The following is a 14,062-nucleotide window of genomic DNA, read 5'->3' as shown; positions in this document are numbered from 1 at the left end:
AGGTTCGTCGTTCATACTGCCCGCCGTGGAGCAGAGCGTAGATCCCAACATCCGGCTCGAGTACGCCGCGGGGACAGATCCGGCATATATTCCCGGCCTCATGGCCCCTGACCCTGCCGGGACGCAGGACAAAGTCCCTGAGCAGAGCGGCGACAGAACCTCCGACGACGCCGTCCCTCCCGATGACGTTCCTGATGCCGAGGAGTCTGAGGGCACCCCCGACGACTCCGAGTCCAACTCCGACTCCGACTCCGAGCCTGAGCCCGAGCCCGAGTCCGGCTCCGCAGACGCGGCCGACCCCCGTGGCACGGACCAGGCGGAGAACGGCCCCGTATTCGAGGTCAGCGACCGCCGCGGTTCGATCAGGGCGGACCGCGACGGCATCCGGTTCCGGCTCGACGATCAGGAAGCCGACTTCCGGTGGGACGAGATCGGGGCGGTCGAGGTCAAGCCGGCGCGGTTCGGGCGCCGATTCACCGTCACCGTCCACATGTCGACGCGCCGTTGGTTCGACGCCGAGGTCGAGGCGGCGGCCAGGAGCCACCTCAAGGAGTGGGCGGCCGAACTGGACGCCGTCCTGGACGTCTACTTCGAAGACTGAACTGCCCAGTTCCCGGCGGGTGTTCTCGGGGCGAGGACACCCGCCGGCCGGTGGCGGAGGCTTCGGGATCACGCATGTGTGGACATTGAAAAGCACGGCCGGGATCGAGTGCGGGCCTTGACAAAGAGGAATGGTCTGGACCAGCTTGTACGTCCAGCGGTGGCCACCGTTCCGAAACGCGAATTCCCCCCACTCGCGCCGCGCGTTCACGCGCTGCCTCAGCTGCGTGCTGCGGCGTGATCTCCCCCCACGGAGGCCATGCAGTGCACAGGAAAGTACGCCCCCGCACGCTGAAAGCCGTGCTCGCCGTCGGCGTTCTCGCAGCCGCCGGTATCGCCATACCCGCCGCGAATGCGACGGAAGATCCGGCGTCCCGCACCACCTCGGCTGCCCCCACCGCCGTACCCGCGCACGCCGTGACCGGCTACTGGCAGAACTTCAACAACGGCGCCACCGTCCAGAAGCTCAGCGATGTCCCCGCCAACTACGACATCATCGCGGTCTCGTTCGCTGACGCGACGAGCACGCCCGGCGCGGTCGCCTTCAACCTCGACTCGGCCGGCCTCGGCGGGTACAGCGTCGAGCAGTTCAAGTCGGACCTCGCCGCCAAGAAGGCCGCCGGAAAGTCCGTGGTCATCTCCATCGGCGGCGAGAAGGGCGCGGTCGCCGTCAACGACGACGCCTCCGCGAAGGCCTTCTCCGACTCGGTGTACGGGCTGATGGAGGAGTACGGGTTCGACGGCGTCGACATCGACCTCGAGAACGGCCTCAACTCGACGTACATGACGCAGGCGCTGAAGGCACTGGCCGCGAAGGCCGGTTCGGGCCTCGTCGTGACGATGGCGCCGCAGACCATCGACATGCAGTCGACGTCCAACGAGTACTTCAAGACGGCGCTGAACGTGAAGGACATCCTCACCGTCGTCAACATGCAGTACTACAACAGCGGTTCGATGCTGGGCTGCGACGGCAAGGTCTACTCCCAGGGATCGGTCGACTTCCTCACCGCCCTCGCCTGTATCCAGCTCGAAGGCGGCCTCGACCCCTCCCAGGTCGGCATCGGCGTGCCCGCCTCCACCAGCGGAGCGGGCAGCGGCTACGTCGAGCCGTCGGTGGTGAACAACGCCCTCGACTGCCTGACGCAGGGCACCAACTGCGGCTCGTTCAAGCCGTCGAAGACCTACCCGGGACTGCGCGGCGCGATGACCTGGTCCACGAACTGGGACGCGTCCTCGGGCAACGCCTGGTCGAACGCGGTCGGACCGCACGTGCACAACCTGCCGTAGCGCCCCCAGGGGCTGTCGTAGCAGCAGCGCCGCCGTTCACCCGGCGGCGCTGCTGCACGGCCGCGGCCTGGCTAGGGGGGTCCTTCGACGTTCAGCAGACGGTTCGGTGAGCCGGGACCGGGGGTGACCCGTGTGCGCACGGCTGCGGGGGAGTCGGAAGCAGGCGAAAAAGCCCATTGCCGTTGGCCATTGATACGCACAGTTGATCGACGCTAGCTTTCATCGTCACGTACCCCGCCCGTGCCCACACGCTTCGGGCGGTCCCACTGATGATGCGGAGTACCTCCATGGCTCATCTGCGCTCCAGACGCCTGCGTGCCGCCCTCGCGGTACCGGCCGGACTGGCGCTGACCGCGTCGCTCGGCTTTCTGCCGGGCGCCGCCGCCCAGGCCGCTGTGCAGGACACCCCTGCCACAGCGACCTCGGACGGCCCCACGCTTTCGTACGTGGTCAACACCAAGGCGAACCACGGCACCATCAAGGCCGTTGAGAAGGCGATCGCCGAGGCCGGCGGCACTGTTGTCATAACTCACGCGAAGATCGGCGTCATCGTCGTCCACTCGGCGAACCCCGACTTCGCCAAGCAGATGCGCACGGTCAAGGGGGTACAGAGCGCGGGTGCCACGCGTACCGCCGCACTTGCCCCTGCGAGCACCACCGAGGTCGGCGCCCCGGAGTACGTGGACAGCGCCAAGGCCCAGGCCCTTACGGCCGCCGCCGATGGTGCCGAGCCGCTCGAGGCCGACCAGTGGGACCTGCGCGCCATCGGCGCGGACAAGGCCGCCAAGATCAACCCCGGCAGCAGGAACGTCACCGTCGCCGTGATCGACACCGGTGTCGACGACACCCACCCCGACCTGGCCGCGAACTTCTCAAAGAGCCAGTCCGCCAACTGTGTCGGCGGCGTCGCGGACACCAGTGAGGGCGCCTGGCGTCCGTACGACCCGGCGACCGACTACCACGGCACGCATGTCGCGGGTGAGATAGCCGCCGCCCGTAACGGCATCGGCGTGGCCGGTGTTGCCCCGGGTGTCAAGGTCTCCTCGATCAAGGTGAGCGACCCGAAGACCAGCCTCTTCTTCCCGGAGAGCGTCGTCTGCGCGTTCGTCTTCGCCGCCGACCACGGCGTCGAGATCACCAACAACAGCTACTACATCGACCCGTGGCTCTACAACTGCCTCGACGACCCGGACCAGAAGGCCATCGTCGACGCGGTCAACCGGGCCTCGTTGTATGCGCAGAGCAAGGGCACGCTGCACGTCGCTTCCGCGGGCAACTCCAACGACGACCTCGACTCCGACGCGATCGTCGACGACTCCAGCCCCGACGACACGACCCCGGCCACGCGGACCGTCGACCCGCACAAGTGCTTCGACATCCCGACCCAGCTGCCGGGTGTCGTCACGGTCTCCGCGACCGGCGTGCAGAACCTGAAGTCGTACTACTCGAGCTACGGACTCGGCGTCGTCGACGTCGCGGCCCCGGGCGGCGACAAGTACCAGATCCCGGACACGCCGTCGAAGAACGGCCGGATCCTCGCCACCATGCCCAACAACGGGTACGCCTTCCTGCAGGGCACCTCGATGGCCGGCCCCCACGTGGCCGGTGTCGCGGCGCTCCTCAAGAGCACCCACCCGTGGGCGGGCCCGCAGGCTCTGCAGGCGCTGCTCAAGGCCCAGGCGGACAACCCGGGCTGCCCGACCGGACTGTACGACCCCGACGGCAACGGCGTCGAAGACTCCACCTGCAAGGGCGGCAAGCGGGTGAACGGCTTCTACGGCTACGGCATCGTCAACGCGCTCGACGCGGTCACGAGGCACTGACACACCGCGCCGCGCCGCGCCCTGAGGCCTGCAGAATCAGCGGGCCTCAGGGCGCGGACGCCGTCTACCGGTGCCCGCCTGAGCTGGCAGCGCCTTCCGTCCGGTGGGAGGCTTGGCGGTAGAGGGTGAGGAGTAGGGCCCGTGGGCGCAGCCACTGCAGCCGCACGACCGGACGGGACAGCCTTCCAGGAGCTGGAGCGTTCCTTCTCCGGCAGGCTGGTCCGAGCCGGTGACCCTGCCTACGACGAAGCCCGGCACATCTGGAACGGGTCGATCAGCAAGTTTCCCGCCCTCATCGCCTATTGCACCGGCGTCGCCGACGTTGTGGCGGCGCTGCGTTGCGCGAGGAGTAGCGGGCTACCCGTCGCCGTGCGGAGCGGGGGCCACAGTTTCCCCGGGCAGTCGCTGTGCGAGGGCGGACTCGTCATCGACCTGTCGGTGATGAACGGCGTACGCGTGGATCCGGAGAACCGCACGGTCAGGGCCCAGGCCGGGGTGCTGCTCGGGGCACTCGACCGGGAGACGCAGCACTTCGGAATGGCTGTGCCCTCCGGGATCGTGACGCACACCGGCCTCGCCGGGCTGACGCTCGGCGGCGGTATCGGCTGGCTGATGCGGAAGTACGGGCTCACGGTCGACCAGTTGCTGTCGGTCGACATGGTCACCGCGGACGGCACCTTCGTCACGGCGAGTGAGGCGCGCGAACCTGAACTGTTCTGGGGCGTGCGCGGCGCAGGAAGCAACTTCGGCGTGGTCACGGAGTTCGAGTTCCGGCTCAACCCGGTGGGACCCACGGTGGTCGCCGGGCCGATCCTGTGGCCCATGGAGGAGGCGCCGAACGTCCTGCGCTTCTACCGGGACTGGATCACCGATGTGCCGGACGAGCTGACGACCATCGTCGTCCACCGCAAGGCCCCGCCGCTCCCGGCCATCCCGCCGGAGCTGCACGGCAGGCCCGTTGTAGCAGTGATCAGCTGTTACGCCGGCGATGTCGAGGCCGGTCAGGAGGTCCTCCGGTCGCTGCGGGCCTTCGGGACGCCGCTGCTGGACCTGTGTGCGCCCAAGCCCTTCGTCCAGCATCAGGCCATGTTCGACCCATCCTTCCGCCCCGGGTGGTGGTACTACTTCCGGGCCTGCGACGTCGACCGGCTCGCCGACGAGGTCATCGACATCACCGCGGAGCACGCCTTGCGGATCGCCTCTCCGCTCTCGACCTGCGGGATCTTCCACCTCGGCGGTGCCGTCGCCCGCGTCGGCGAGGACGAGACCGCCTTCAGCGGCCGCGGCACCGGCCATACGTTCAACATCAACGGCAACTGCGAGAATGCCAACGGCTTCGCCGAGGAACGCCAGTGGGTACGCGACTCCTGGTCGGCGCTGGAGCCCTACCACACCGGTGTCTACGTCAACTTCCTCATGGACGAGGGCGCGGAGCGCGTCCGGCAGGCGTACGGAGAGAACAAGCTCCGCCAGTTGCGCGCGCTCAAGCAGCACTACGACCCGGCCAACGTCTTCAGCTCCAACCAGAACATCGCTCCGGACGGCTGATGGACACCGCCGTGGCGGCGGCGCTTCAGGCAGTCAAGTGCCCTGCGCTGATGCAGGTGGATCATGCGGAGCCGTATGCAGGCAAGTCCTCGCCGACGAGGGCGGCCTGTGCTTGAGCGAGTGTTGCCGCGTGGCCGAACAGGCCGGGCAGGCCGCCCGTGTGCAGGAAGATCGTGCGCTGTCCGGGGGTGATGTCGCCGTCCTTGACGGCCGCGATCAGGCCGGCCATCGCGCGTCCCGTGTAGATCGGGTCGAGGACGATGCCCTCGGTGCGGGCGGCCATGGTGAGGGCGGCCATGACCGGTTCGGTCAGCGTGCCGTAGGCGTCGCCGACCTGGTCGAGCCGCAGCCTCAATTTCTCCGGGGCGCAGGGCACTCCGGACACGGCGGAGGCCAGTTCGGACACGGTGCCGGCGGGGTCCGCGACGGCACCGCAGTGGACGCCGAGGACGCGTGCGGGACCCAGCTGGTCGACGAGGCCGGCCATGGTGCCGCCGGAGCCGACCGCGACGACGACGGTGGCCATGTCAGGTGCCTGAGTGAGGAGTTCGCGCCCGCACTCGACATAGCCCAGCGCGCCGAGCGGACTGGAACCGCCGAAGGGGATCAGCGCCGGGGCGGCGCCCCGCTGCCGCACCTGCTCGGCCACCTGCATGGCTCTGACGTCGAGCGCCTTGCCGTCGACGGCGCCCGCCCAGACGACCGTGGCGCCGAAGAGGCCGTCGAGCGCGAGGTTGCCCGAGGTCGACGATGTGGGTGTGCCGGCGAGGACGAGTACGACATCGAGCCCCAGCCGGGCACCGGCGGCGGCGGTCAGCCGCGCATGGTTGCTCTGCGGAGCCCCGGTGGTCACCAGGGTGGTGGCCCCGTCGGCCAGGGCCGCACCGCAGAGCCACTCCAGCTTGCGGATCTTGTTCCCGCCGCCGCCCAGGCCGGTGAGGTCGTCGCGCTTGACCCACAGGTCGTCCGGGCCCAGGCCGAGCGCGTGAGCCAGCCGCGGGGCGGGTTCGAGCGGGGTCGGCCACGTGCCGAGACCGGCCCGTTGCGGGGTGCTGCCGGAAGCCATCGTCACTACCTCAGTCCGTCGTGCTGTCGGGTCACGCCGGTGCGGAGCAGTCGCCGACCTCGATTGCCAATGGGGCCAGTATGAGCACGTCACCCCGTCGGTTTCGCCGCCTGACAGCCGCGCAGCCAGGCGACGCGGCTATGTCACCGCACGGGCCGCGCAGGGATCATCTGCTGCAGTCATGCCGCGATCATGCCCAGGCGAGGACCAACAGCGGGGAGTCCTCCGTGCTACGTCCCCTGGGTATCGTGCAGTCGTGACCGTATCGGCCCAGCGTCCACTGCTCTTCCTCGATGTCGACGGGCCACTCATTCCGTTCGGGGCGACGCCGCAACAGCATCTGGACGGGTATCCGACCGACGCGGACTTCGCCGCTCTCGACGAGTGGCTGCGCGCAAACTAGTGAATGGCCGCGGCCGGTGCGGGGAGCTGCACGTCAGCTGCACCGGCAGCGCCGGACCTGGGACATCCCCTACGTTGAAGGACTGCGACGGACGCGGGCGAGGACGAGCACCGTGTCGTCGTCCGGTGGGTCGGGCAGCAGGCTCGAGAGCATGCGGTCCGCAGTTTCTTCCAACTCGCCCGATGCCCGGCGCAGTTCGGCACGTACTGCCTCCAGGCCCTCCTCGATGTCCTGGCCGCGTGCTTCGATGAGGCCGTCCGTATAGAGGGCCAGAATGGCGTCCTCAGGGAGGTCGATCTCCATCGTTCTGAAGGGGTGACCGCCCACCCCGAGGGGGACTCCCAGCACATCGCTGATGGTCTCGACCTTGCCGTCCGGGTGGCGTACGAGGGGCGGGGGATGGCCGGCGCTCGCGATGCGGGCGCGACCTGTCGCGGGGTCGTACAGGATGTAGAGGCAGGTCGCCAGCTCGATTCCCGCCTCCTGGGCGCAGGCGTCGAGTTCGGCGAGCAGGTCGTCCGGTTCCTGGTTGTGCCGGGCAAGTGCCTTGGCGGTGATACGCAGCCTTCCCATGGCAGCAGCGGCCGGCACTCCGTGTCCCATCACGTCACCGACGACCAGGGCGACCCGGTCGCCGGGCAGGTTGATCACGTCGTACCAGTCGCCGCCGACCTCGGTGATGTGGCTACCGGGCAGATAGCGGTGGGCGACCTGCACGTAAGGACTGGTCGCCAGCGCGCTGGGGAGCAGCGCGCGCTGGAGGGTGAGCGCGATGTCCTGCACTCGGCTGTAGAGACGCGCGTTGTCCAGGCAGAGCGCGGCGCGGGAGGCGAGTTCACCGGCCAGGCTGAGGTCTTCTTCAGTGAAGGCCGGCCGGGCCGCTGAGCGTCCGAACATGGTGATGCCCTGGACCGTGCCCCGGGCGATGAGCGGGGCGAGGAGGATGCAGGCCAGGCCGCTGTCTCTGAGGAGCTGCGCGCGGGCCTGGTGGATGACGGTCCGGGTCATGAACTCGTCGTTCACCAGGACGGAGACGGGACGGCCCGTCTGAAGCATCCGGTGGATGGCGGAACCCGGTGGGTACGTCACGTCCTCGAGTCCGCTCACGAGTTCGGTGGCGGGTGGGGGCAGGATGGTGCCGGAGGCGATCCGGTGGGTGACCAGCGGCAGTTCCGGGTCGAACACCTCAGGCTCGTCCATCCACTGCACGACTTCCACGACGGATGCGTCCGAGAAGTCGGGAACTGCGGCCGCGACCAGCTCCCGGGCGGTGACATCCACGTCCAGGGTCGTGCCGATACGGGCCGCGGCCCGGTCCAGCAGGGCCAGCCGCTGCCGGCCGGCGGTTGCCTCGATGATGGCCTGCTCCCGGTCGGTCACGTCCACCAGCAGCCCGCCCACTCCGGTCCGGGTGCCGACGGCCCCGGTGAGAGGGAAGAAGCTGACCGACCGCACCTGATCACGATCGGGGTGACCTGGTGTGCGCACACCCACGAGTGCGCCCACGACGGCGCGTCCCTCGGCGGCGACCGCTCGCAGTGTCCGCTGGTACTCACCGCCGTCGGACGTGATCATGATTTCTTCCATGCGCCGTCCGAGGTGTTCCTCGATGGGGAGGCCGTCCATATCGGCGAGCGCCTGGTTGAGGTGGACGTATCGCAGCTCCTCGTCGAGCATGACCAGGCCGATGGGACAGGTCTCGAAGAGGGCATCAAGGAAGGCCAGGTTGGTCTTCACCCGGTCGAGTTCGTCGCTTCGGCTCGCCAGGGCCATGACCACCGAAGGGCCCCCGGCGCCCGTCACGGGGAAGACTCTGAAACCGCAGTCGAAGTCCGCGCCGTCCTGGTGCCGTGCCCGCAGCCGGCCGCGCCAATACCCCAGGGTGCGGCCTTGCTCCGCCAGCCAGATCGACGTGGCGGGGGCGCCTCGGGGCGGATCCGGGAAGAGGACACGGGCGGGTTTGGACAGCACCGCCCCGGGGTCGTGCCCGAAGAGGTCCTGCGCGCCAGGGCCCCAGTAGCAGATCCGGTCGTCCTGATCGATGCCGAAGACGGCAATGGACACGTGCTCCAGCAGCGTCCCGGGCTCGGACCACAGCGGGCCAGGAGCCTTCTCGCCCCCCGACCGATCTGACGGCACGAAACTCGCCTTCCACCCGCGGCACGCATCGCCTCGCCCCGCCCGCCGGCTGCCGGAGGAGGTTCAGGCGTCTTCGTCATCCATTGTGCAGACATCCGGACGACTCTGGTTCACGAACATGCGTGAACCCCGGAACTGGAGGTTCCGGGGTCCTGGCCGACCTGGTGGTATTCAGATGCACCGGTGGGTCGAGTAATGCTCCTCGGCCATAACGCCTTGTCGCAAAAAGTTGCCGTCAGATGCCGGTGGTCTGCACCGCGACAAGGCTGGAGAGCTGCGAAACGGGCAGGGCGGGCGCGAGGGACTGGACGGTCCCGACGACGTCACCGATGCTCAGGGAGGCGCCTGTACCGGAAACGTCGGCACCGGCGCTTGCGATGCCACCGGAAATGTTGTCCAGCTCGCTGTCGGAAATCTCGCCGGTCGCGACCTGAGGGGTGAAGTCCTTGCGCATGACTTTCCCATCCTTTCCATGCTCTGGGGTTCCTGAACTGGAATGCAATCACGCCGTCGGACCGCCGGGCAACTGACTGCAGAGTTCTTTTCGGCGCACACACCTCGTCACCACAACATGCCCTGAAGTGCTGTTTCGCGCGCCGGCCGGTGACGAACCCATCGCACGGAACCTACTGGTCAACACTCATGAAAAGCCCTGGACATGACCCCGGCAGGGCATATCTGCATTTACGGTTCGACGGACACGCGGTGTTGCGAGATGGCATGAGATGTCTGCATCTTCTCCTTATTGATGCATAGGTGAACCGAAAGTGGTATTTAGTGACGAGGTCTCTTGGTGCGCGTGTCGTGTACCTCCCGCCGGCCCAGAAAATGGCAGGGGCCGTCACGGGGTCCCGCGGAACATCAGTGCCGTAAAGAATTGATTTCGGCAGGCTTCTGCCTGGGAATACTTTTGGTGGCAGGCATCGCCGTGCGCCGCTGGGGCCACGCGGAAGCTCAAGAACTTCGCCCTTGGGGAATATTCAGGGGCCGCAGTGGAACTATGGGTAGGTGCATCGCCGCCCCGGCGACGGGGCCGGTCACCTAACCTCGTGTCGTGACCGTCCACGAGCTCTCTCGTACCGAGGCCCGCCGTATCGCCGTGCGTGCGCAGCTCCTGGATGGTTCGCGGCCGGATGAGATGCTTGATGTGGTGCGCCGGCTGACTCTGCTGCAGATCGACCCGACCGCCGCCATCGCGCCGAATGCCGACCTCGTGGCGTGGAGTCGCCTCGGGTCGTCGTACTCACCGGCCGATCTGAACGCCGCACTGGAGAACCGGACGTTGCTCGAGCTCCGGGCGATGATCCGGCCCAGCGAGGATCTCGCGCTGTACCGCGCCGAGATGGCCGAGCGGCCCGGGCCCGCCGGGCCGATCTCTTGGCAGGCGTACCGCCGCGACTGGGTGCGAGCCAACGACGCGTGCCGTCTGGACATCCTCGACCGGCTCGGTTCCTCGGGGCCGCTGCCCTCACGCGACCTTCCGGACACCTGCAAGGTGCCGTGGAAGTCGACCGGGTGGACCAACAACCGCAACGTCACCCAGCTGCTGGAGATCATGGTGTTGCGCGGCGAGGTCGCCATCGCGGGACGCCGGGGCCGCGACCGGCTGTGGGACCTGGCCACGCGGGTCTACCCCGACGACCCGGTGGTCCCGGTGGACGAGGCGCTCCGCATCCGCAACGAGCGACGGCTGTGCGCTCTGGGCATCGCCCGCGCACGAGGGCCGGAATGCCCGGTCGAGCCGGCGGACGTGGGGGATGCCGGTGAGCCGGCCGTGGTCGAGGGGGTCAAGGGCACGTGGCGGGTTGATCCGTCGCAGTTGGGCCGGCCGTTCTCGGGGCGCGCGGCGTTGCTCTCGCCTTTCGACCGGCTCATCCATGAGCGCAAGCGCACCGTCGAGCTCTTTGAGTTCGACTACCAGCTGGAGATGTACAAGCCCGCGGCCAACCGCCGGTGGGGGTACTTCGCGCTGCCGATCCTGTACGGCGACCGACTGGTGGGCAAGCTCGATGCCACCGCCGACCGTAAAGCCGGGGTGCTGCAGGTCCATGCGATCCATGAGGACGTCCCTTTCACCAGGACCGTGACCGCAGCCATCGGTCGCGAGATCAAGGACCTGGCTCAGTGGCTCGGGCTGGACCTCACGCTGCCCCACTGAGTGCGCATGCCTGGCCGCCCAGGCGTCGCTCCGGCCGCTCGACCCACAGGCCGGTAGTCCTCCTGAATTGCCTCATTCCTTATGGCCGCATTCGACCTATAATGAGGCAATTCTCATAGCCCTGGTCTGGCGACCCATCGGACTGGTGCTGGAGCGATGGTCATAGCCCGCCGGGCCATCCGTCACGGCCGCACCTGGAACCGGTCACCACCGGAACGGGGGTGCACACAGCCATGACGGCACCTATAGAGGTCACAGGCTCCGCCGGCGAGGCGCAGCCGGAGTCCGTGCTGTCCGGGATGGGCGCGGAGATCGAGGGCCGGTCGCTCGGGCAGATCGCGTGGATGCGGTTCAAGCGTGACAAGGTCGCGGTCGCGGGCGGCATCGTCGTTCTCTGCCTGATGGTGCTGGCAGTCTTCGCCAAGGTCATCGAATCCGTCTTCAAACTTGATCCGAACGTCTTCCACCAGGATCTGATCGACCCGGTGCTGCTCAAGCCCGTGGGGGCCTGGGGCGGAATCAGCTGGGATCATCCGCTCGGCGTCGAGCCGCAGTTCGGCCGCGACCTGCTCGCCCGGATCATCGAGGGCTCCTGGGTGTCGCTGGCGGTGGCCTTCGGCGCCACCGTGCTGTCGGTGACCATCGGCACGGTGATGGGCGTGATCGCCGGATACTACGGCGGCTGGATCGACAGCGTGATCAGCCGCCTGATGGACATCTTCCTGGCCTTCCCGCTGCTGCTCTTCGCGATCGCGCTGTCCGCCTCGCTGCAGGGCGGTGCTTTCGGACTGCACGGTCTTACGCTCCACATCAGTGTGCTGATCTTCGTGATCGGCTTCTTCAGCTGGCCCTACATGGGCCGCATCATTCGCGGCCAGACGCTTTCGCTGCGCGAGCGCGAGTTCATCGACGCGGCACGCACGCTCGGCGCCCGGGGGCCGCACATCCTGTTCAAGCAGCTGCTGCCGAATCTGGTCGCACCGATCATCGTTTACTCGACGCTGCTGATCCCGACCAACATCCTGTTCGAGGCCGGTCTGAGCTTCCTCGGCGTCGGCATACAGCCGCCGCAGGCGTCCTGGGGCGGCATGCTCAATCAGGCCATCAGCCTCTACCAGGCGGATCCGTGGTTCATGATCGTCCCCGGTATGGCGATCTTCATCACCGTCCTGGCATTCAACCTGCTCGGCGACGGACTCCGGGACGCCTTGGACCCGCGGAGCAAGTGATGCGCGTACCGATTCCCGTCGGCGAGGGGAGCTCGTCATGAGGAGATCAAAGACCACCGTGGTCCTTGCGGGGGCCGCGGTCGCAGCGCTCGTCGCGTCTGGGTGCGGCGGGGGCAACGGCGGCGGCGCATCGGCGGGGAAGGCCCCCGCCTACAACGCCGGCATCACCGGCGTGGTCAACGCCTCCGACCACACCGGCGGGACAGTGGCGTACCAGCTCTCGAGCACACCGGACTCGATGGACCCCGGCAACACCTACTACGCCTTCATGTGGAACTTCACCCGTGTCTACGCGCGGGCGCTGACCACCTTCCAGCCGGCGCCCGAAAAGGCCGGCCTGAAGCTCGTACCGGACCTCGCGGCGGAGCTCGGCAAGCCCAGTGACAACGGCAAGACCTGGACCTACCACATCCGTCCGGGCCTGAAGTTCTCCGACGGCGCACCGATCACGACCAAGGACGTCAAGTACGCCATCGAGCGCAGCAACTATGCGCCCGACGTGCTGTCCAACGGGCCGACGTACTTCAACGCGCTTCTGGTGAACAACACCCCCAAGTACCAGGGGCCGTACAAGGACAAGACCGGCGACCTGAAGTCCATCGAGACGCCTGACGCCACGACCATCGTCTTCCACCTCAGCCAGCCGTTCGCGGACTTCGACTACCTGGTCAGCAATCCTCAGACGGCTCCGGTTCCGCGGGCCAAGGACAACGGCTCGGACTACGTGAAGAACGTGGTCTCCTCCGGCTCGTACATGTTCCAGAGCTACCAGGACGGCAAGGGCGCAACGCTGGTGAAGAACTCGCAATGGAGCGCGTCCTCCGACCCGATCCGCAAGCAGCTCCCGGACAAGATCACCGTCCAGTTCAACATCGCCCAGACCACGGTCGACCAGAACCTGATCGCCGGTAACGCGACGCTGGACATCGCGGGCGCAGGCATAGCGGCGCAGAGCCAGGCCGCCGCCTTGAGCAATGCGAACCAGAAGGGACACATCGACGACGCGCAGAGCGGCGCCCTCGCGTATGTGGCGATCTCGACCGCCGTGAAGCCGTTCGACAATGTTCACTGCCGCAAGGCGGTGGAGTACGCGGTCGACAAGGTCTCCGCGCAGACGGCGACCGGCGGCGACGTCCACGGTGACATCGCCACGACGATCCTGCCGCCCACGGTGTCCGGCCACACGCCGTTCGACCTGTACAAGACCCCGGGCTACAAGGGAGCGAACTCGCCGGAGGGCCTCGCCGCAGCAAAGGCAGAGCTCAGCCAGTGCGGCCACCCCGGCGGATTCTCCACCAACATCTCCGCCCGGGCCGACCGGCCCAACGAGATCGCGCTCGCGCAGGCCGTCCAGGCCTCGCTGAAGAAGATCGGGATCAACGTCGGCATCCAGCAGTACCCGTCGGGCAAGTACTTCACCGACAGCGCCGGCGCTCCTGCCTTCGTCCACTCGCACGGTCTCGGTCTGATGATGACCGCTTGGGCCGCTGACTGGCCGACCGGTTACGGCTTCCTCCAGCAGATCATCGACGGCAGGGCCATCAAGGCCTCCGGCAACAGCAACCTGTCCGAGCTGAACGATCCCGGCATCAACAAGATGCTCGACGCGGGCATCGGCAACACCGACAGCGCAGCCCGCACCAAGGCGTGGGGTGACATCGACAAGGCCGCGATGGAGCAGGCCCCTCTGGTGCCCCTGCTGTACCGCAAGGACCCGCTGTACCGCCCGGACAGCGCGACCAACGTGTTCGTCACTGAGGCCTACGGCATGTACGACTACCTGAACGTCGGCGTCAAGTAGCCCGTGGA

At 67.8% G+C, this 14,062-nt stretch carries 11 protein-coding genes; 8 read left to right on the top strand and 3 right to left on the bottom strand.

What is annotated here, in order from left to right; genetic code table 11:
- Nucleotides 1–25 precede the first annotated feature (25 nt).
- From ABZS64_RS13930 to ABZS64_RS13915, 4 genes are all read left to right on the top strand, one after another.
- A complete protein-coding gene (locus ABZS64_RS13930; RefSeq protein ID WP_355827870.1) occupies nucleotides 26–601 on the top strand; it encodes a hypothetical protein in 576 nt (191 codons plus the stop codon).
- A 263-nt stretch (nucleotides 602–864) separates the two neighbouring features.
- A complete protein-coding gene (locus ABZS64_RS13925; protein ID WP_355827867.1) occupies nucleotides 865–1,887 on the top strand; it encodes a chitinase in 1,023 nt (340 codons plus the stop codon).
- 287 nt (nucleotides 1,888–2,174) lie between these two features.
- Nucleotides 2,175–3,710 (top strand): S8 family serine peptidase, encoded by a 1,536-nt coding sequence (locus ABZS64_RS13920; RefSeq protein ID WP_355827864.1) that lies wholly within the window; start codon nucleotides 2,175–2,177, stop codon nucleotides 3,708–3,710.
- Nucleotides 3,711–3,851: 141 nt separating this feature from the next.
- Nucleotides 3,852–5,258 (top strand): FAD-binding oxidoreductase, encoded by a 1,407-nt coding sequence (locus tag ABZS64_RS13915; protein WP_355827861.1) that lies wholly within the window; start codon nucleotides 3,852–3,854, stop codon nucleotides 5,256–5,258.
- Nucleotides 5,259–5,319: 61 nt separating this feature from the next.
- Here the strand turns inward: ABZS64_RS13915 and ABZS64_RS13910 are convergent, their stop codons facing one another.
- Nucleotides 5,320–6,324: a D-cysteine desulfhydrase family protein gene (locus ABZS64_RS13910; RefSeq protein ID WP_355827858.1), complete on the bottom strand. Its 1,005-nt coding sequence runs from the start codon at nucleotides 6,322–6,324 to the stop codon at nucleotides 5,320–5,322.
- Nucleotides 6,325–6,580: 256 nt separating this feature from the next.
- On the opposite strand from ABZS64_RS13910, the gene ABZS64_RS13905 reads away from it, so the two are divergent.
- Nucleotides 6,581–6,727, top strand: coding sequence for a hypothetical protein (locus ABZS64_RS13905; RefSeq protein WP_355827971.1), 147 nt, complete (start codon nucleotides 6,581–6,583; stop codon nucleotides 6,725–6,727).
- Nucleotides 6,728–6,796: 69 nt separating this feature from the next.
- Here ABZS64_RS13905 and ABZS64_RS13900 read toward each other — a convergent pair whose 3' ends face one another.
- Both ABZS64_RS13900 and ABZS64_RS13895 read right to left on the bottom strand, forming a co-directional pair.
- Entirely contained in the window at nucleotides 6,797–8,866 is a 2,070-nt protein-coding gene (locus tag ABZS64_RS13900; protein ID WP_355827854.1) for a SpoIIE family protein phosphatase, read from the bottom strand.
- 235 nt (nucleotides 8,867–9,101) lie between these two features.
- A complete protein-coding gene (locus ABZS64_RS13895; protein WP_355827852.1) occupies nucleotides 9,102–9,320 on the bottom strand; it encodes a hypothetical protein in 219 nt (72 codons plus the stop codon).
- A gap of 600 nt (nucleotides 9,321–9,920) precedes the next feature.
- Here ABZS64_RS13895 and ABZS64_RS13890 point away from each other — a divergent pair.
- The 3 genes from ABZS64_RS13890 to ABZS64_RS13880 all read left to right on the top strand — a co-directional run bounded on the left by ABZS64_RS13890 (nucleotide 9,921) and on the right by ABZS64_RS13880 (nucleotide 14,054).
- Nucleotides 9,921–11,024, top strand: coding sequence for a crosslink repair DNA glycosylase YcaQ family protein (locus ABZS64_RS13890; protein ID WP_355827849.1), 1,104 nt, complete (start codon nucleotides 9,921–9,923; stop codon nucleotides 11,022–11,024).
- Between the two features lie 233 nt (nucleotides 11,025–11,257).
- On the top strand, nucleotides 11,258–12,253 hold the full coding sequence (locus ABZS64_RS13885) for an ABC transporter permease (RefSeq protein WP_355827846.1): 996 nt from the start codon (nucleotides 11,258–11,260) through the stop codon (nucleotides 12,251–12,253).
- Nucleotides 12,254–12,290: 37 nt separating this feature from the next.
- Nucleotides 12,291–14,054 (top strand): ABC transporter substrate-binding protein, encoded by a 1,764-nt coding sequence (locus ABZS64_RS13880; RefSeq protein ID WP_355827843.1) that lies wholly within the window; start codon nucleotides 12,291–12,293, stop codon nucleotides 14,052–14,054.
- Nucleotides 14,055–14,062: the final 8 nt, after the last annotated feature.

The organism is Streptomyces sp. NPDC005408 (assembly GCF_040606445.1).
In the GTDB taxonomy this organism is placed as follows: Bacteria; Actinomycetota; Actinomycetes; order Streptomycetales; family Streptomycetaceae; genus Streptomyces.
The sequence above is the reverse complement of the archived record's forward strand: the minus strand, read 5'-3'. Positions and strand labels throughout refer to the sequence as shown.